The organism is Lentzea jiangxiensis (assembly GCF_900104175.1).
GTDB classification, from domain to species: Bacteria; Actinomycetota; Actinomycetes; order Mycobacteriales; family Pseudonocardiaceae; genus Lentzea; species Lentzea jiangxiensis.
Genome location: NZ_FNIX01000006.1, coordinates 219,916 through 238,542, shown reverse-complemented (window position 1 = coordinate 238,542; position 18,627 = coordinate 219,916). Strand labels below are relative to the sequence as shown.

Annotated in this window: 12 protein-coding genes, 1 tRNA gene and 3 pseudogenes; 8 read left to right on the top strand and 8 right to left on the bottom strand. The window is 67.0% G+C overall.

All coding sequences use genetic code 11. The annotated features are described in order from the left end of the window. Window positions 1-7: 7 nt before the first annotated feature. A complete protein-coding gene (gene hrpB, locus BLQ91_RS20220) occupies window positions 8-2,290 on the bottom strand; it encodes an ATP-dependent helicase HrpB (RefSeq protein WP_090098583.1) in 2,283 nt (760 codons plus the stop codon). Between the two features lie 238 nt (window positions 2,291-2,528). Here hrpB and BLQ91_RS20215 point away from each other — a divergent pair, with 238 nt between their 5' ends. From BLQ91_RS20215 to BLQ91_RS20200, 4 genes are all read left to right on the top strand, one after another. Next, window positions 2,529-3,326, top strand: coding sequence for a GNAT family N-acetyltransferase (locus tag BLQ91_RS20215; protein WP_245733687.1), 798 nt, complete (start codon window positions 2,529-2,531; stop codon window positions 3,324-3,326). Between the two features lie 50 nt (window positions 3,327-3,376). Next, a complete protein-coding gene (locus BLQ91_RS20210) occupies window positions 3,377-4,663 on the top strand; it encodes an MFS transporter (protein WP_090098579.1) in 1,287 nt (428 codons plus the stop codon). A gap of 46 nt (window positions 4,664-4,709) precedes the next feature. Next, window positions 4,710-5,498 carry a DsbA family protein gene (locus BLQ91_RS20205; protein ID WP_090098577.1) on the top strand — a complete coding sequence of 263 codons (789 nt, stop codon included), beginning with the start codon at window positions 4,710-4,712 and terminating at the stop codon, window positions 5,496-5,498. Between the two features lie 348 nt (window positions 5,499-5,846). Further along, window positions 5,847-5,919, top strand: a tRNA-Ala gene (locus BLQ91_RS20200). 217 nt (window positions 5,920-6,136) lie between these two features. On the opposite strand, the gene BLQ91_RS20195 is transcribed toward BLQ91_RS20200, so the two are convergent. Both BLQ91_RS20195 and BLQ91_RS44015 read right to left on the bottom strand, forming a co-directional pair. After that, window positions 6,137-6,946, bottom strand: coding sequence for a tyrosine-type recombinase/integrase (locus BLQ91_RS20195; RefSeq protein ID WP_483810833.1), 810 nt, complete (start codon window positions 6,944-6,946; stop codon window positions 6,137-6,139). A 66-nt stretch (window positions 6,947-7,012) separates the two neighbouring features. Next, window positions 7,013-7,153 (bottom strand): annotated as a pseudogene (locus BLQ91_RS44015) (tyrosine-type recombinase/integrase); the annotation flags it as partial. Between the two features lie 397 nt (window positions 7,154-7,550). On the opposite strand from BLQ91_RS44015, the gene BLQ91_RS20190 reads away from it, so the two are divergent. Next, window positions 7,551-8,642: an IS630 family transposase gene (locus BLQ91_RS20190; RefSeq protein WP_143022732.1), complete on the top strand. Its 1,092-nt coding sequence runs from the start codon at window positions 7,551-7,553 to the stop codon at window positions 8,640-8,642. Between the two features lie 207 nt (window positions 8,643-8,849). Here BLQ91_RS20190 and BLQ91_RS20185 read toward each other — a convergent pair whose 3' ends face one another. From BLQ91_RS20185 to BLQ91_RS43785, 3 genes and pseudogenes are all read right to left on the bottom strand, one after another. Continuing rightward, the gene (locus BLQ91_RS20185) at window positions 8,850-9,392 is read right to left on the bottom strand and encodes a hypothetical protein (RefSeq protein ID WP_090098571.1); all 543 of its coding nucleotides are present in this window, start codon (window positions 9,390-9,392) and stop codon (window positions 8,850-8,852) included. An 897-nt stretch (window positions 9,393-10,289) separates the two neighbouring features. Then, complete coding sequence (locus BLQ91_RS42770) at window positions 10,290-11,507, bottom strand: NACHT domain-containing protein (RefSeq protein ID WP_245733686.1); 1,218 nt, start codon at window positions 11,505-11,507, stop codon at window positions 10,290-10,292. Window positions 11,508-11,816: 309 nt separating this feature from the next. Further along, a pseudogene (locus BLQ91_RS43785) lies at window positions 11,817-12,266 on the bottom strand (AfsR/SARP family transcriptional regulator); the annotation flags it as partial. Window positions 12,267-12,317: 51 nt separating this feature from the next. On the opposite strand from BLQ91_RS43785, the gene BLQ91_RS20170 reads away from it, so the two are divergent. The 3 genes from BLQ91_RS20170 (at window position 12,318) to BLQ91_RS20160 (ending at window position 16,089) form a co-directional block, all read left to right on the top strand. Next, complete coding sequence (locus BLQ91_RS20170; RefSeq protein ID WP_143022730.1) at window positions 12,318-12,845, top strand: hypothetical protein; 528 nt, start codon at window positions 12,318-12,320, stop codon at window positions 12,843-12,845. A gap of 616 nt (window positions 12,846-13,461) precedes the next feature. Continuing rightward, on the top strand, window positions 13,462-15,582 hold the full coding sequence (locus BLQ91_RS20165) for a hypothetical protein (protein ID WP_090098564.1): 2,121 nt from the start codon (window positions 13,462-13,464) through the stop codon (window positions 15,580-15,582). A gap of 174 nt (window positions 15,583-15,756) precedes the next feature. Beyond that, window positions 15,757-16,089, top strand: coding sequence for a hypothetical protein (locus BLQ91_RS20160; RefSeq protein WP_143022729.1), 333 nt, complete (start codon window positions 15,757-15,759; stop codon window positions 16,087-16,089). Window positions 16,090-17,222: 1,133 nt separating this feature from the next. On the opposite strand, the pseudogene BLQ91_RS40375 reads toward BLQ91_RS20160, so the two are convergent. Continuing rightward, a pseudogene (locus BLQ91_RS40375) lies at window positions 17,223-17,921 on the bottom strand (tyrosine-type recombinase/integrase); the annotation flags it as partial. Window positions 17,922-17,972: 51 nt separating this feature from the next. Continuing rightward, window positions 17,973-18,110, bottom strand: coding sequence for a hypothetical protein (locus tag BLQ91_RS41430; protein ID WP_176959842.1), 138 nt, complete (start codon window positions 18,108-18,110; stop codon window positions 17,973-17,975). Window positions 18,111-18,627 lie beyond the last annotated feature (517 nt).

Genomic DNA, 18,627 nt, shown 5'->3' with positions numbered 1-18,627 from the left:
GCGCCGGTCAGGAGGAATCGGTTCGTCTGCTCCGGTCGTAGGGCTTCTCCGGCCAGTGGTGCTTGGGGTAGCGGCCCTTGAGCTCGCTGCGCACCCGGAGGTAGCCGTTGCGCCAGAAGGACCGGAGATCGCTGGTCACGGCCGTGGGGCGGCCCGCGGGGGAGAGCAGGTGCACCACGACGGGGACCCCGGCGATGAGCGGCGTGTCCGCCCACTTCATGGCGTCCTGGATGCGGACGGAGAGGACGGGCTGGTCCTGCGTGTAGTCGACCTTGCCCTGGCCGATGCGTTCCGGGGCGAGCTTGTCGAACTCCGCCGCCTCCGGCCACGGCAGCAGGCTCCGCAGCAGCGCGACCGTGTCGATCTTCGCCAGGTCCGACCGCTTCCTGGCCTTGCCGAGGTCGATCGCGCGGATCAGGTGCTCGTCGTCGACGCTCGGCCAGTCGCGCGTGCGGTGCAGGAACGCCATGCGCTCGCGCAGGCGGTTGGCGGCTTCGGTCCACTTGAGCAGACCCAGGCCCTCGGTCTCGAGGCCGAGGCGCAGCGCCTGCTGGGACTTGGCGAGGTCGTTCAACGGGCGTTCGTCGAGGGTGATCGCGCCGAGCTTGCGCACCTCGTTCGCGACGACGTCACCGGTCCACCGGATGTCGTCGACCGTGTGCACGAGGGCCTGCGCGGCGGTGACGGCGAGCTCCTCGTCGGCCGGGGCGGCGAGGCGCACGCGGCCGTGCTTGCTGCCCGGCTCGCGGTCGGCGATCGCGATCGCCAGCCACTTGTTGTGCGAGTCGCTGTGCTCCACGGCCGTGCCGTTGGCCATCAGGTAGACGTTGCTGTTCTTCGACCTGCGCTTCGCCAGCCGTTCCGGGTAGGCGAGGGCCACGACGAGCGCGGCGTCCCCGTTGCCCGCGGGGTTGGTGCCGAGCTTCTCCAGCTTCTTTGCCTCCTTGCGCCACTTGCCGGGGGACTTCAGCGCGCTCGCGAGGTCGGTCGTGCTGGGGTGCGCGCTGTCGTCGAGCAGCGCCACGACCTCGGCGGCGGTCCGGTTGCCCACGAGAGCGCTGCCGTCGATCAGGGCCCGGCCGAGGCGGGGGTGCAGGCCGACGCTCGCGATGCGGTCGCGGCGGCCCGGGTCGAGCGCGCCGATGGCGTCGAGGGTCTCCTGCGCGGCCTTGAGCGCACCCTCCGGCGGGGCGTCCCACCAGTTCAGGCCGGTGCCGTCCGGGGAGCCCCACACCGCGAGCTCGAGAGCGAGCCGCGTCAGGTCCGCGGTGCGGATCTCGGGCTCGGGGTAGCGCGGGAGGGTGGAGTGCTCGTGCTCCGGCCAGCAGCGGTAGACGCGGCCGGGAGCCTCACGTCCCGCACGGCCGGCGCGTTGCTCGGCGACGGCCTGGGAGACGCGGATCGTGGTGAGGCCCGCCAGGCCTCTGCGGTGGTCCACGCGGGGGACCCTGGCCAGGCCGGCGTCCACGACCGCGCGGACACCGGGGACGGTGAGGCTCGACTCGGCGATGCTCGTGGCGAGCACGACCCGCTGGCGCCCGCCGGGCTGCAGGGCGGCGTCCTGCGTCTGGGCGTCGAGCTGGCCGTGCAGGACGACCGTCTCGGCGCTCAGGAGGCTCCTGGTCCGGTTGATCTCCCTGACGCCGGGCAGGAACGCGAGCACATCCCCGTCCACTTCGGACAACGCTTTGTTGATCGCCCTGGCGACGGTGTTCTCGACGTGCTCGCCCCGCGCCGGCGGGACGTACGTGATCTCCGTCGGGTACATGCGCGTCTCGCTGTGCAGCACGGGAGCGCCGAGCAGGTCCGAGAGCCGTTGCGCCGCGACGGTCGCACTCGTCGCGAGGATCCTCAGGTCGGGGCGCAGGGCCGCCTTCGCGTCCAGCAGCAGCGTGAGCAGCAGGTCGGCGTCGAGATGGCGTTCGTGGCACTCGTCGAGCAGCACGGTGCCGACGCCCGCGAGCTCCTGGTCGTGCTGGAGCCTGCGGACGAGGAGACCGCTGGTCACGACCTCGATGCGGGTGTTCCTCCCGACCTTGCGGTCGCCCCTGACCGAGTAGCCCACGGTCTGGCCGACCTGTTCGCCGAGCAGGCTCGCCATGCGCGCGGCGGCGGCGCGAGCGGCGATCCGGCGCGGTTCGGCGACGACGACCCTCCCCTCGAGGGCCAGCGGGACGAGCGTCGTCTTGCCGGTGCCCGGGGGTGCGACGAGCACCGCGGCGCCGTGGTCGGAGAGGGCCTGGAGCAGGTCGGGCAGGACGGACTTCACCGGGAGATCGGGCAGGTGCACGCCGTCGAGTGTGTCAGGGTGGGCTCATGGGATGACCGGTGTGGTGTCCGGGGCCTGTCCCCGGCATCGTCGCGGCTGGCGTCCGTGCCGGCCGACGTGACGTGCGCGCCCGATCTCACGGGGCGGTGGGCCTCCGGTGTGCCGGCTCCGCGGTCGTGGGCGACGATGGGGGTGTTCCTCCCGGACCGCGCGATGCGTCCGGGTGCCTCCTGGAAGGGCCGTCGAGTTGGTTGACCCGTTGCGCGATCCGGACGACCCGGAGCTGCTCGACCCCTACCAGTCGCGGTCGCTCGCGATCCTGGTCGAAGGGGCGCGGCTCGCGTCCGGAGCCGTCCGCTACGGCAAGGTCGGACGGGTCGGCTGCGCGGCCGTGGTGATCAACCGCGAGAACCCGCTGCCCTCCGGCAACTTCGGCTGCGCCCTCGACGGGTCGTCGGTCGAGGTCGCGTCCACCCTGCTGCAGCTGGAGCAGACGTTCGCCGACGTCGGCCGTGCCGAGGCCGTGGTCTACGCGTCGCCGACGACCGTGGACGAGATCGAGGGGATCGCGGACGACTCCGGCTGGTACGCCGTCGAGGAACTCCAGACCGTGGTCCACCGCGGGTCCGCTTCGGTGTCCGCCGAGGTCAGGAGGGCCGTCGACGCCGACGTGCCCGGCATCGTCGAGCTGCTGGCCGACGAGCTCGTCGGCCACCGCGATCGCCTGTCGCGGTGGCTCGGGCACCGGTTGGACGACCCGCGGTGCCCGGTGCTGGTCGTGGACGACGGCGACCGGATCGGCGGGTTCGTGTCGGGGTTCGCCGAACGCGGTGTGGGTCTCGTCGAGCAGTGCGTGGTGCGCCCGGCGCGGCGTCGCCGGGGTGTGGGGCGCTCGCTCGTGGTGTCCGCCGTCGCGACCCTGCGCTCGGCCGGGGCGGTGCTCGTCGCGTCGCAGGTGGACGAGGGACCGGGGGAGAAGTTCGCCGAGGCGTGCGGGTTCGTTGCGGCGTATCCCGTGACTGCTTTCGTACGCAGAGTGGATGAGCTGCTCGACTGAACTGGTTAGTTGCCGCGTGACATATCCTTAGCAGGGCTAAGGGAGGCTGTGTGCGCGAGCGGTTGCCGGTCGAGGTGTGGGTTCTGGTCGCGGCGAGTTTCATCATCGCCGTGGGGTTTGGGATCGTGGCACCCGTTCTACCGGTGTACGCGTCATCGTTCGGTGTGGGTCACACGGCGGTGGCGGCCCTGATCAGCTCTTTCGCGTTCGTCCGGCTGGCGTTCGCGCCGATGAGCGGCAGACTGGTCAACCGGTTCGGTGAACCGAAGATCTACATCGCCGGCATCCTGATCGTGGCCCTGGGCACCGCGATGTGCGGGTTCTCGTCGAGCTACGCCGAGATGCTGTCGTGGCGCGCGCTGGCCGGGGTCGGGTCGACCATGTTCACCGTGGCCGCGCTGGGCCTGCTGATCCGGATCACCCCGGCGCCGATGCGCGGGCGGGCCTCCGGCATGTGGGCGGCGGGCTTCCTGGTCGGCAACGTCGCGGGCCCGATCGTCGGCGCCGGACTGGTGCCGTTCGGCCTGTGGGTGCCGTTCGTGTCGTATGGCCTGTTGCTGTGCCTCGCGGCGTTCGTGGTGTGGTTCTTCCTGCGCCGCTCGACGCTGGTGGAGATCGACAGGACCAACACCGAGATCCCCATGACCGTGCGCGAGGCCGTCCGGCACGGCGCCTACCGCGCCGCCCTGGCGTCCGGGTTCGCGAACGGCTGGGCGGTGTTCGGCGTCCGCATCTCGCTGGTGCCGGTGTTCGTCATCGAGGCCCTGAAGCACAGCCCGGCCGTCGCCGGCATCTCCATGTCGGTGTTCGCCGCCGGCAACGCGGCGATGCTGTTCCTGTCCGGCCGGATCGCCGACACCCGCGGCCGCAAGCCCGTCGCCATCATCGGCCTGCTGGTCAGCGGTGCCGCCACGGTCTGGATGGGCTTCACCGGCGACCTGTGGACGTTCATGGCCGCCTCGCTCGTCGCGGGCATGGGCGCGGGCCTGCTGAACCCGCCGCAGAACGCCGTCGTGGCCGACGTCATCGGCCCGCGCGGCAAGGGAGGCCCCGTCCTCGCGGGCTTCCAGATGGTGACCGACCTGGGCGCGATCATCGGCCCGATGTGCGCCGGCCTGCTCGCCGACTCGTTCGGCTACGGGGCGTCGTTCGCCATCACCGGTGCCGCACTGCTGCTGTCCGTCGCCTTCTGGCTCGTGGCCCCCGAGACCCTGCCCACACACGAGGAAGAGCACACGGCCACCGCCGTCGCACCCGAATGCGGCTGCCTCGACGAAAGCGCCGAAGTTCCCACAGGAGAACGGGTCGGCGGCAAACCACGTCACCCGGAAGCGTGAGCGTCCGCTCAGCTTTCTTTTAGTTTGTGTCGCTACCCTCGTCGCCGTGGGTGGAGCAGAGCGCAATGCGCGGAAGAGGAAACAGGCCGCGCTCGCGGTCGCCCAGGCGCGAGGCAAGAGCGGCGGTTCCGACCGGACGAAGGTGATCGCCGGCGTCGCCGTCGTGGCGGTCCTGGCCCTCGCGGTCATCGGCTACGTCGTGTTCCAGCAGTCGAGGCCGTCCAAGTCGGCCACGGACGCCGTCCCCCTCGCCCCGGCGGACCACACGATCTCGGCCCCGGCGGTCCGCGAGGGCGGCACCGTGCTCGTCGGCAAGGACACGGCCACCGTGACGGTCGACGTGTACGAGGACTTCCTGTGCCCGATCTGCGGCACGTTCGAGAAGACCTACGGCACCGACATCAAGAAGGCCGTCGAGGACGGCAAGGTCAAGATCCGCTACCACGTCCTGCCGATGCTGAACCGCCTCTCGTCCCCCGAGGGCTACTCGACCGACTCCGCCAACGCCGCCCTGTGCGTGGCCGACGACGGCAAGTTCAACGCCTTCCACGCGGCGCTGTTCCACACCCAGCCCGAGGAGGGCGAGGCCGGCTACACCAAGGACCAGCTCATCAAGCTGGGCAGGGAGGTCGGCGTCACCTCCCCCTCCTTCGAGTCCTGCGTGCAGAACCAGACCTACAAGGCTCAGCTGGACGAGCTGATGTCCAAGACCAGCAACGACCCCGCCCTGCGCGACGCCGAGACCGGCCGGTTCCGCGGCACGCCGAGCGTGGCCTCCGGCGGCAAGCTCGTTGACCTGGACAACAAGAACTGGCTCGCCGACCTGACCAAGTGAGTCCAGCTGGTGCAGCGACCGGCCCGGGGTCCGCCCCGGGCCGGTTTTTTCGTTGGCGTCCTCTGTGGACTTGATCGTTGTGCTGCGCGTCACTTCGGTTTCCCCGGGTCGGGTGTTCCCGGTTCGTTCGGTCTCGGGTGGCGGCTGCCAGGGCTGTTCGCGCAGCTCTTGGCGCGTTCGGTGGTCTTCGGCTGATCTTGGGGATGGCGGGGCCTTGGTGGGTGGCACCCAGTCCTACCAGGCCGAATGCGGTTGGGGTACCCCCGATTTTTATCCTGTGGCGCGGGTGATGTACGGTATTGCCACACGAGAACGACGGGGAAACCCGGCGGGAACGTGGACCTTCAAGGGGCTGTGGCGCAGCTGGTAGCGCATCACACTGGCAGTGTGAGGGTCAGGGGTTCGAGTCCCCTCAGCTCCACTTGTAGGTAGAACCCGTCTGATCTGGCGAATTCGCCGGTCAGGCGGGTTTCTTGCTGTTCTTGGTCTGATCTTCGGTGATCGTCTGTTGGTCGTGTTGTGGTGACCCTACGGAGCAGTTCTGGAGCAGGATTCTCCAGCCTGATCGTTGCTCTGGTCGTTGGACTGGATGATCGTCGTGTCCCTCTCCCCAGCGGTGTGAGGGTCAGCGGGATTTGTTACGCCGCAGTCGGTCCGGAGATGTGGCGGTGTGCTGGTTCGGGCGCGGCCGGGTGTGCTTTCACATTGCGGTCGGCTTCGTGCCAGCGGCGTTGAAGATCGTTGAGGAGTCGGAGTTCGACTTCGGGTGCGACGTGGGAGTAGACCTCGGTGACGCGATTCGATAGGTGGTGTCCGAGTCGATGTGCTTGGGCGATCTCAGGTGCGCCGCCTGCGATGAGCCACGTCTTGTGGCTGTGCCGCAGTCCGTGGAACGTCAGGCCGGGTGGGATCGGCATCGTGCGGACGCCTGACAGTGGACGCTCTTCGTTGCCGTTGACTGCGGGCTTGAGTACACGCCGGATGAAAGTGCTACGCCACAACCATGTTCCGCCTTCGGCGGTGAACACGAACTCGTTGTCGTGCCGCTCGAGGTGTTTGCGCAGCATGGTGATGAGAAACGGCGGTAGGGTGATTGTCCGAGCCGATGATGCGGTCTTGGGCGAGCCGAGCCAGCGCGTGTGCGCGCTTTCGTGCAGCGAGCCGGTGCGGGCGTTGATGATCAGAACGCCTCGGTCGAGATCAACGTTGTCGCGGTGCAGGCCGGCGAGTTCGCCCCAGCGGCATCCGGTCCACGCAGCGGTGATGATGAGCAGGCTGGCGGTCTCTCCGCCGTGTGCGGCGGCTTGTTCGGCGATGCGGAGTACCTCGGTCGGGGTTGCCCAGACGCGTTCGCGTTCGATGCGGTGGCTGCGTCGTCCACGGCGCCGGTAGCGACGGATGGGGTTGGTGAAGATGAGCCCCTTGTCGACGGCGTCGGTCAGGATCATCGACAGGACTTTGATGACGGTGGCGACGGTGGTGTTGGCGTAGCCGAGTTGGCGCAGGTCGCTGATCCACTTGTTCACGCTGAGCGCGGTGATGGCGTTGAGCGGCGTGGTAGCCCAGCGGAGCAGGATGTAGCAGCGCAGGACGCTGCGGTAGTTGTCGATGGTGCGTGGGTCGAGGTCGAGCGCGGCGAACCAAGTCTCGGCCCACTCGGCGACGGTCGTGCGTCCGCGAGCAGGATCAAGCCAGGTGTTGCGGCGTTAATCGCACTCGATGTCGGCGGCGTAGTTGTCTGCGGAGCGTTGGGTGGTGAAGCCGGAGATCGAGACGGTGTGGCCGTCTCCGGTGCGGTAGCGGACTCGCCAGGACTGGGTACCAATCTGTTCTGTCCAGGCCATGACAACCTCCGGGGCTGCGGGATGGGTAGGCCTCCGTTGTCCGCTTGGCGCTTCATGAACGCAAGCTGGCCCGAACATCGGACTTGGGTACCGGGCTTCACAGCGCCCGACGCGGCATGAGAGCAAATTCGCTGTGACCCGGAATTGGCGCTGGCGTAGCGCTAGTGTCCTGCGCCGGAAATCCGCTAGGTAAGTCTAGTGTGGGCTGATGGCGCGGATTGGACGTCCTCCTGCTGAGGTGACGTTGACCGAGCAGGAGCGGGAGACGCTGGAGCGGTGGGCGCGGCGGGCGAAGTCGTCGCAGGTGTTGGCTCAGCGCTGTCGCATTGTGCTGGCGTGTGCCGATGGTGTGGCGGGCACGCGGATCGCTGAGGATCTGCGGGTGCATCCGGCGACGGTGACGAAGTGGCGCAAGAGGTTTCTGCGGGATCGGCTGGACGGCCTGGTCGACGAGGAGCGGCCGGGCCGGCCGCCATCGATCACGGTTGATCAGGTCGAAGAGGTGATCGTGGCGACGCTGGAGGAGGTTCCGCGTAATGCCACACACTGGTCGCGGACGTCGATGGCGGAGCGCACCGGGTTGAGCAAGTCGACCATCGGCCGGATCTGGCGCGACTTCGGCCTCAAACCCCACCGTGCCGAGACGTTCAAGCTCTCCACCGATCCGTTGTTCGTGGAGAAGGTCGTGGACGTGGTCGGCCTGTATCACAATCCGCCGGAGCGGGCGGTGGTGTTGTGCGTGGACGAGAAGTCTCAGATCCAGGCTTTGGACCGGTCGCAGCCTGTGCTGCCGATGATGCCCGGCATGCCCGAACGGCGGACGCATGACTACGTGCGCAACGGGATCACAAGCTTGTTCGCCGCGTTCGACATCGCGGACGGCACGGTGATCGGCGAGTTGCACCGCCAGCATCGCGCCGCCGAGTTCAAGAAGTTCTTGATCACGATCGACAAGACCGTCCCGGCAGGGTTGGACGTGCATCTGGTCTGTGACAACTATGGCACCCACAAGACCGCGGTGATCAAGGCCTGGCTGGCCCGGCATCCGCGGTTCCACATGCACTTCACTCCGACCGGGTCCTCCTGGATCAACCAGGTCGAACGCTGGTTCGGGCTGCTGGCCGAACAGAAGATCAAACGCGGCGCCCACAAAAGCGTGCAGGCACTCGAGAAGGACGTCCGAGCCTGGATCGCCGACTGGAACACCCATCCCCGGCCGTTCCTGTGGACCAAGACAGCCGAAGAGATCCTCGAGTCACTCGCACGCTTTTGCAGGCGGATTTCCGGCGCAGGACACTAGGAGGCCGCTGAATAATTCGATTTGATGATCAATAGCAAGCCTCTGACCAGGACTTCTGTTTTGATCACGATACCGAAAACTGTTATTCAGCGGGCTCCTAGCGGCGATCCCCCACGAGCCCATGCCGGGTACCGGGGAACGGCGGCCGTCGGCTTCCTCCGGCGACCGCCCCTTCACGTCTCGGCCGAGGTTCGGGCGCGACCAGCCTCACCGCTCGGGGGGAGTGGAACCGGTCGGACTGGGCAGCAGGCCCAGGACGTGGCCGGTAACCGCTCTGAGGCGTTCGCGCAGCGCGAGTTCGTCCGGTCCCGGTCGACCCACCGGTAGGTCCCGCAGCGCCGACGCCCACATCCGAACGGTTTCCGGCCACACCGTGCGTGTCGTCTCGAGCAGGTGGAGCAGCTGATGTGCGCGTTGCCCGGCGGAAAGCCGGTACACGACCAGCGCTGCCTGTCCCGCGGGTGAGGGGAAACGGCCGGAGTGCCGCGCGATCGCGGCGAACACCTCTTCGTCGTCCGGCACCGCGCGAGACGATGAGATCGCCGGCGGATGGAGGATCCCGACGAGATCGTCGTTCAGCGCCGCCATGCACCGCCGCACGAACGGGTCGCCGAACAAGGCGTTCAAGGAGAAGATCGTCTTGATGCCGAGCATGCCCTGGACCGCGTCGTTCGCGATGTCGTCCAGTGCGCTCCGGACGGCGTCGACCGACAGCAGGTCCGGGTGCGCCTCCACGAATGCCAAGGCCATTCGCAGCCCGGCCCCTGGCGCGGAGCCGCTCGACGACCACTTCCGGCGACCACGTCGGCACCGGGGAGTCCTCGAGGAGTCGTGCGTCAACCACCAGTTCGTCCAGTCGCGCTCGAACGGACGGGAACATCGCCGCGCGGATCTCCACCGTGGTGCGCGCAGCCAACCGCACCGCTGGGGAAGGGTCTTCGCGCCTGAAGGCGATCATGACCGGATCGGCCTCCGGGTCCATCCGATTGCCGCACAACGCGCGCAGGCCGTTCACGACGGCTTCGCGCGCCGCGGGGTCGGGGTGGTCGCGCCACCGGACGTCGAGGAGTTCCGCACGGGCGACCGCGTGCTCGGTCCGCCCCAACACCTGTGCGGTGCCGCGGGTCGGCTGAGCGCGGAACCGTTCGACCAGCACCAGGACGTCCTCCGCCTCCAGGTGGCGCAGCGGTGTCACATCGGAGGCCTCGACGAGTCGGCCGTCGCACACCACTCGGCGTCGGATCGCGCTCACCGCTCGGTCAGGCGCTCGTGAATGGAGCAGGGTGGCAGCTCCGGCGGGGTCGTCGTCCTCGGCGATCGCCGTTTCCAACCTGGCCAGGCCTGCCGTGCCGCACAGCACGACGCCTTGCCAGACCTCGCGCTTCGGGTGACCCGCCAACGTCAGCTTGTCCAGCAGCCCCAAGATCCGCTGGGTGTCGACACCGGGAATCTTGACCAGCACCTTCGCCACCGCCTCCGGCGCAAGGAGACCGCAGGCACCGAGGCGGATCACGTGACCGATCGTTTCCGGCGCCGACGCGCCCTCACCTGCCTCGATCAGCAGCGACGCGTACCACCCGAGCTCGTCGTCGCCGTTGACCACCCGTTGGCGGAGGCTGTTCGTGAAACGTCGTTCGGCCACGTCGATCATCGCTCCAATTCGACCGCGAAGCGGAAGGTGGACTCCCACTCGGGGCGGTGCAGTCCGTGGTCCAGCCAGCGATCGATCTCCGACTGCTCGGCGTTGATGAGCCGATGTGCCGTCAGGTACTCGTGCAGCGTCGGATGTACCCAGGTCACCGGGGTGTCCCAGAGTTCGCGGGCGCTCACGCCCAGCCTGAGCAGCAGTCCGTGCAGGGTGACCAGTTCGTTCGTGCGGGTCCAACCCGGTAGAGCCCGCAGTCCGGTACCCGCCAGCTGCTCCTCGCACCCCTCGTCGTCCACCGCGTCGCGCCACTCCGCGTGCGCGGTGGACATGTGCCAGGCGAGTTGTTCCAGCGCGTGCCGGAGCTGCTTCTGCCGCAGGGGGTCCGAGCGGGTGCGGTGATCGACCGCCGTCCGGTCGCCCTGCTTCCAGCTGAGCCCGATGAAGCGGCGCACGACCTGCTCGTAGAGACCCGCCCTTGTCTGGTCGGCGGGCTCCTCCTCGGCGATCCACGCGCAGAACGCGGCGATCAGCGGCACGCGGACGTGATCGGCCAGCGGGCTGTCGGCGTCCAGTAACAGGCTCAGGCGCTCGTCCGGGAACGTCAGGCCGCGCTGGTCGAACCAGGTTCGCCAGAACGCGGATACCTGCTCGGTGCCGAACGCCGCCAACGCGAGGTGGTACACGGGAACCGGTCTACGGCCCGCCGCGGAGCGCCCGGCGCCGAACGGGTCGGTGTAGCCGACCGGGCGTGACGTGACCACGACGCGCGTTCCCGCGCCTGCACGGACCTGCTCCGCGAGCCACGACAGCGTGTCGGCGACGCGGTCCCGGCTGTTGCTGTCGAACACCTCGTCGAGTGGGTCGACCAGGACGTGCAGGCGTCCGTCGCCCGAGGCGAGCCCGTGGACCATCGCCGCTCGCAAGCTCTTGCCGAGTTCGGCTTCCGGATCGCCCAGGACCGCGGCCGCGGCGTTGACGACGTGCTGGGGCTTGCCGCGCCCGAGTAGGGGCGCCGCGGCCATTGCGGAGGAGTGCGTCCACAGCGGGATGTCCACGGTCGCCGGATCGTCGCCCGCTCGGAGCGCTTGGATGCCACGGTCGCACAGGGCCACGCCGTGAGCGCGCAGCTGCCAGGTCTTCCCGTACCCGGCGTCGCCCAGGACCACGATCAGCCGGGCGAGTGCGCCGGCTTCCGTCCACGACTGGTCACCGCGCACCAAGTCTCGGCGCCGCGGGGCGTGTCCGCCTTCCAGCAGTTGATCCCGGGAGGGGTCGCTGATGACGCGCACTGAGCGTTCGCTAAAGGTCGTGCTGATGTCCTCGCCGGGGTGCCAGCGCAGAGTGCGCGTCAATCCCGCCCGCAAGGATCGCAGGTAGTGGAGAAGTTCGTCGGCGTTCACCGACGGGGACGATCCGCGGCCAACCTGATGGTCGGTTCCCGGCAGGAGTGCGATTTCCTCGGCACGGCCTACGAGTTCGAGCAGGTGGGCGGCCAGGTCTCGGGCCGGCCGGTGGCGCGGATGGGCCGTGCTGAGTTCCACGGCTTCGTCGACGAGGTCGTGGGCCCGGCCGTGCACAGCACCCAACCTCAGGAGGGCCACTCGCACGGTCGTGCACTGGTCTTCGAGCTGTCGTCGCCAAGCGTTGATCTTCACGCCGTCCAAGCCCTCGAACGGTGTTCCGGCCCACCGCGCGAGACAGCCTTCGAACAGCTCCTCGGCGCCGGCCGCGCCGTCTTCGGCAGCGTCGAGCGCGTGGCGCGCCGCAGCGGTGAACCGGTGCACGTCCACACAGGCGTCGTCCACGTCCAGTCGGTACCGGACGGGACGATCGCGTTCGTTGCGCAATTCGAGGCCGTCGATAGGACGTAGGGCCGCCTTGAACCTGGAGAGCCGGGAGTTGACCGCTGCCGGGGTGTGGCCGAGCGGCCAGACCTCGTTCACCAGGTCACCCCGACCTACCGGCTTCTCGGACATGACCAACGCCACCGGCGGTGGGCGTCGCGTGCCGCTGCGGCGGACACCCTTGTGAAGTCGGCGATCCGTGCGACCGCTCCGGGCAAGGAAGTGGTCGTTCTCGGGCTGTCGGACGCCTACGCCCGCCGCGACCGGGTAGCGCTGGAACCACCCGAGCGGCCTACGTGGATCAGCGACCGCAGACACGCCCTGACACTGCGCGTGCACCGCGCCCACGGCCTGGACATCACCGCTGTGTGGCCCCGTCTGTGGAGCGTGCTGCCGGACAACTGCCGCGCCGACATCCACACCGCCCAGTCGGCCTACGCCGCAGCGGCGACGCTGACAGGATGGGCGGTCCTGTACGCGGCACTGGTCCCGCTGTGGTGGCCCTTAGCGGCGATCGCCACTGTCACCTTTCTGACGAGCCGTGTACAAGGCCGAGCCGCAATGAGAACGTTGTGCGAGCTGGTCGAGGCGGCGGCGGACCTGCACGTGCGATCGCTGGCCGAACAGCTCGGAGTCGAACCGGCGACCGGAGAACAGATCGTCTTGCGCCTGCACACTCATGGCAGGCCGAACGATCAACGGGATGTGTGAAATATTAGCGGCTTCGGCCATGACCGCATGATCAACTGACGAGAATTTCGACTGGTGGCAACAGAACGCAACCCTTTGATCTCACGGCGTTCTCCGCGGAGCTCAAGAGCCACCGATGTGTTCGGCACAGTGCTCCTTCAGGGCTGATCGACAGTCAAGAGGCGCGTCACCGATGAAGCCTTCGGCCAGCCGCCAGGCGTGGGGTGCACTCTCCGGCCTCGTGCCTCTGCGCAGGGCTCCGCAGCCTCGAACGTGGACCAGCACCCTTGCTCGTCGTCAACCGCTGTTATGTGCTCAGCGCCGTGAGTGAATTCGCCGGAGTTCGCCATCAGTTCGGAACGCGATCGACCGCGGTACGCGTTGGTCCGGTTGAACGCGCTGCGCCGGTGCCAGTAGGACAGGTCGGTCGCGTCGGCCTAGTGCCGATCACCGACGCATGGCGACGCCTCAAAGCGCTCCGATGTTGGCCTCGTTGACAGAGGCCTTTAAGCCGTTCAGGTGAACACGCTTCGCCCAGGTCACCCCTTCGAGCACAGGTGTAATACCGCCGCTCAGAGGCACGATCTCACGGTCACCTCCGGCATGAAGTGCCAGAGGCCGCCGGAGGAGGTGCGCCGTGACTCGGTACCAGGGGGAGATTGCCGCGGCTGCGGTGATGACGTTCGGGTTCGGTGTCTTGGTCGCCGCCTCACTGTTGGGACTCGGCGACCCCACGCTTCCCAGCCTGACGTCGTTCCGGTCCGCAACGGTCGGTGACGGGCTGTTGTTGCCAATGCTCGCCTACGCGTCGGTCCGAGCTGCAACGCCGATCCGTCATCGCGGTCGGGTCGTCTTGGCGGGCGTGGCAGGGTGTGCGGTGGGCGCGGCCACCCAGGTGTGGTGGTTGGCTGACCCGGCGCCGCGTCTGAATTGGACCTTCCCGGCTCCCGGCACATTCAACGCGGTCGGCTGGTACCACGCGCTCTTCCTCACCGTGGCGTGCGGGTTCTTTGCCGCGACCGCCATGGCGGCTCTGGATCGAGCACGTCAGGCGGTCTGGGCACCGAAAGCAAGCGCCGCGTGCATCGGCATGCTGTTCCCTGTCTTCGCTTTCACCGGACTGCTGGCCTTGGACAACGACCAATCCGCGCCGCTGCTGATCGGTCTCGCGTCCGCGGTCGTCGCCGTCGTGCTCGCCATCACCACCCGACGGATCAGTTGGCCCGCATTGGTCTGCGCTGCCGCTGCCGTTCCGGCCCTCTCATTCTCGTGGCTCTTCCTACCCGGTCTCACGATCGACATCGTCACGGTTCTGCCCGTGATCTGCGCCGTGCTGGTCGGGGTGTTCGCCGCAAGTACCGTCGTATGGGGGCACCGTGCCGGAAGGTTCCTGGCGCCGCTGTGCACGGCTGCGACGGCCGCCGGTCCTGTCCACGTGTTCACGGCCGCGCCAACCGTGACGATCGGTTCACTTGTATCAGGCTGTCTGCTGTCCGTAGCGGCCGTGATCGTCGAACTCCTCCTGATCCGTCCACTGTTTCAAGGGCAAGCTGTGCGGTCGATGGTTCTCGCACCGCTTGCTGCCGCCCCGGTCACGGCGCTCGCACTCAGTGGCCGTTACTTCGCGCAAGAACCACAGCACGTGGGCGCCTACGGAGTCGTCGTCGGATTGGTAGCGACATTCCTCTTCCTGTTCGTCACCGCCGAACTCGTACGATCGACGTTCGACGCGGTGATAGAGGCCGAAAAAGCGAACGCACCGCAGTCGGAGCTTGGCGCCATCAAGTGGTCGGCCTACCTCGCGATCACCGCCATGTACATGGGAACTCTATTGGCCTGCTTGGCGACGTTCATCGGCAACACCCCCGCGGATCGCTGGAAGGCCGGAGCCGGTGACGTCAGGGTGCCAGCGGCACTCATGCTCGCCCTGGCGCTGACTGTCGTCGCCAGCCGCTTCGGCGGACGTGTTGTCGCACAGATCATGTGTCTGGCGTGGGCGGCACTTATGTGCGCGCAACTCGCCGCAGGGTACGAACACTGGGCTCAGGCCGCGCTGTCACTGCCGGTCGCTCTGCTGGCCGGGCTGTTCGCGTTCGAAAGCATCATCGCCAACGTTGGCTACCTGCACCTCGTGCCCGTGGATGGCCCGCTCGCCATCACAGCAACGGCGTGCGCGCTCGTTGTCGGCACGACCATCGCATGGATGACAGGGCCTGCGTTGCAGTCAGCGGCCGGCGTCACGTCCGTGCCGTACGCGTTGGTGAGCCTGGCGGTGGGTTGGGCGGCCTGCCTGCTGCTCCCTCGCACCGCCGCACGCGCGATGCCCGGTGCGAACCCGGTCGAACAGCATATCATCGGCGTGCCGCTGGCTGGAGTCCTCCAGGACAGCTTGCTCGGCATCCTGCTTGGCACGAGCCTTGCCTGGGTGCCGGTCTTCGCGTTGGCCCATCTGGAGGACACGCCGAGCTGGCTCGGCGCGATCTTCCCCTACTTCGCGCTGCTGTCAAAAGCCTACGTGTACGTCATGAAGAACAACATCGAACATGTCCACCGCGAGCGCGACCGCATCACCGCGAACGCACCAGGCGGTTCGGTGTCGATGGACGCCCAGCTGGCGTTGAGAGCGCTCGGTCGCCACATCTCCCGCCAGAACCGGATCGCCTTGGCGGCGCTCTTACCACTGGGGTTCTTGAGCGTACTTCCCAGTGAAACCAACGGATTCGATCGCGAAGGCCTACGACAACTGTGGCGGGTATAGGTGATCGGTTGCGCTCGGTCCGCGACGACAAACCCAGCGTTGGTAGGCACGGTCCACTGCTTCCTACTTCAAGAGTTCTCACCGTTCGTAGCACCCCCAACGGTCTACGAGCAAGAGGACGACGGTCTGTCAGACCCGCAGGATCGCCGGGCCTATGCCGAGCAGAACCGGTCGATGTACGAGGAGTATTTCCGGTGGCCAAGCCTCAAGGAGAGCCTCAAGGCCAATGGCTTCGCTGAGGACGCCGCGCTAGCCCAGCTCGACGTGCATTATCGTTTTCTGAGCGCGTTCATCCACCCGATCAGCGACGTCGCGAAGGTGTTGTACGGCAACGATGCACGAATGAGCGGGCCTAAGTACGATTACTACAGCAGCGAACTCGTCTTGCTCTATGTCATCGTGCTCGCTGTCGTTGAACTGCGTAACTTCTTCGAGATGGACCAGCAGGAGCCCACGGTCAGGGTCAACGGCCAGCACGTAATCGAGCAGGCTTGTGACGCCGCTTAGGACGTGAGCAGCCATCTGTGGTTCCCCAGTCAGTCACCTCACAACCATGATCGATACGAAGAAGCGAATCGTCGGGTGTGGACGGCCTGCCGTGAGACCGAGCAACGGCAACCGGCTGTAAATCCCGCCAGCTTGCCGGAGGGCGAGATCCGCTACTACCAGAACCCATTGCGACGATTGATCTCCTTGCACGATCACAAACATGAGATGATGACCGGGCTGACCTACGTGTCGCCTTGGCCGCGGGCGGATGCAAGGTGGGGACGGTAGGGCGTATCGGAACATTCTGATCAATTGTCAAAGCGCTTGCTGTGCAGGACGCCGAGTCGTCTGTCCAGTGGAGCTGGCCGCGAACCTTATCAGGACAAGAGGTGGAGGTCGCGCATGAGGTGGTTGTGCCGCAGGCACTTCTGCGTTCATGCATGATGACCTTCATACTGTACAAAGTGGAGCAAAACTGGAGCACGACGTAGGGCGGAACGTCACGCAACGGCGCTTAACAGCGCTGAACGGCAGGCAACGGCACCGGAAAGCAGGGGGTTCTCTGTTTTCGCAGGTCAAAGGTTCGCGCTGGCAGTGTGAGGGTCAGGGTTCGAGTCCCCTCAGCTCCACTTGAACTGAGAGCCCGTCTGATCTAGCGGTTATCGCTGGTCAGGCGGGTTTCTTATTGTTCTGGTCTGATCTTCGGTGATCAAGTGTTGATCGTGTTGCGGTGACCCTATGGAGCAGATCTGGAGCAGCATTTTCCGGCTCGATCGTCGTGCTGGCCGCTGGACTGGGTGATCCTCGCGCCCTCCCGCTAACGGTGTGAGGGGCAGTGGATTGCGTACGCCACAGACGGACCCGAAACATGGCGTTCTGCAGGCTCCGGCGCGGTCGGGTGCGTTCGGACATTGAGGTCTGCTTCGTGCCAGCGGCGTTGAAGGTCGTTGAGGAGTCGGAGCTCGACCTCAGGTGCGACGTGGGAGTAGACCTCGGTGACCCGGTTGGCCAGGTGGTGGCCGAGGCGTCGTGCTTGGGCGATCTCGGGTGCGCCGCCGGCGATCAGCCACGTCTTGTGACTGTGCCGCAATCCATGGAAAGTCAGTCCGGGCCGGATAGGCACCGTACGACAGCCTGATCGCAGGCGTCCTTCATTGCCGTTGATGGCTGGTTTGAGTACGCGGCGGATGAATGTGCTGCGCCACAGCCAGGTTCCGCCTTCGGCGGTGAACACGAACTCGTTTCGTGCTGCTCAAGGTGCTTGCGCAGCATGGTGATGAGGAACTGTGGCAGGGTGATGGAGCGCGCTGACGTGGTGTCTTGGGGGAGCCGAGCCATCGCGTGTGCGCGCTTTCGTGCAGGGCGCCGGTGCGTGGGTCGATGGTGAGTGTGCCGCGGTCGAGGTCGATGTTGTCTCGTCGCAGGCCGGTGGGCTCACCCCATCGGCATCCGGTCCACGCGGCCGTGATGATCAGCAGGCTGGCGGTCTCTCCGCCGAGCGCGGCGGCCTGCTCGGCGATGCGGAGTACCTCGGTGGGTGTGGCCCAGACGCGTTTGCGTCCGATGCGGTAGCTGCGTCGTCCTCGGCGGCGGTAGCGGCGGATCGGGTTGGTGAGGATGAGATGTTCGTCGGCGGTGTCGGTGAGGATCATCGAGAGGACTTTGACGACGGTGGTGTTGGCGTAGTCGAGTTGCTGTAGGTCGCTGATCCACTTGTTCACGCCGAGCGCAGTGATCGTGTTGAGCGGTGTGGCGCCCCAGCGGAGCACGATGTGGCAGTGCAGGACGCTGCGGTAGTTGTCGATCGTGCGCGGGTCGAGGTCGAGTGCGGCGAACCATGTTGTGACCCATTCGGCGACGGTGGTGCGGCCGCGGGTGGGGTCGAGCCAGGTGTTGCGGCGTTAATCGCTCTCGATGTCGGTGGCGTAGTTGTCGGCGGCGCGCTGGGTGGCGAAGCCGGAGATCGAGGCGGTGTGTCCGTCGCCGGTGCGGTAGCGGACTCGCCAGGACTGCGTGCCGATCTGTTCTGACCAAGCCATGACGACCTCCAGGGGTGCGGCGGAAGAGGGTGGTGCGCTTGTTGTGCGCTGCCCGGTTCTTGATCGCAAGTTGAACTGGAGGTGCTGTTGTTGAGTCGGTGCCTTGGGCCAGAGGCCCGTGCACTTGGTGGTGGCTATACGACCACTCTGCGGAGCTGTATACCCATATCGATAGTGGAACCTTGTGATTAATGGCAGCGTCGAGTTCAAAGCCCGTTCTCGTATAAGCGCTCTGCTCTTGGGGGTGCTTCCTGATGGCCTACCAGCGGAAGAAGCCTGCCGATTGGTTGACAGGCTGAGGTTACGAGAGCTCGAGCACGGTCGCTTCACCGCAAAGGTGCATGACCGTTTGGTGATCGCATGCGCGCCCGGCCAGAGCGGAGGCCTTGTATCTCATCGACGACGTCACCTAACATTTCGAAGATGGGGCGTCACGGCCAGAACAGCTGTCGTGGTGTACCTCCATAGCCTCGTCACTTCCGGAAGAACTGGCCAGGATCGATGCTAGGGAACGTCA

What these genes read in the sequence shown, in the direction of transcription:
- BLQ91_RS20185 (WP_090098571.1), bottom strand. Translation starts at nt 9,392, where the DNA reads ATGGCCTTGGCATTCGTGGAGGCGCACCCGGACCTGCTGTCGGTCGAC.
- BLQ91_RS20195 (WP_483810833.1), bottom strand. Translation starts at nt 6,946, where the DNA reads ATGATCCTGACCGACGCCGTCGACAAGGGGCTCATCTTCACCAACCCC.
- BLQ91_RS41430 (WP_176959842.1), bottom strand. Translation starts at nt 18,110, where the DNA reads ATGGCTTGGTCAGAACAGATCGGCACGCAGTCCTGGCGAGTCCGCTAC.
- BLQ91_RS20190 (WP_143022732.1), top strand. Translation starts at nt 7,551, where the DNA reads ATGGCGCGGATTGGACGTCCTCCTGCTGAGGTGACGTTGACCGAGCAG.
- BLQ91_RS20160 (WP_143022729.1), top strand. Translation starts at nt 15,757, where the DNA reads ATGTACGAGGAGTATTTCCGGTGGCCAAGCCTCAAGGAGAGCCTCAAG.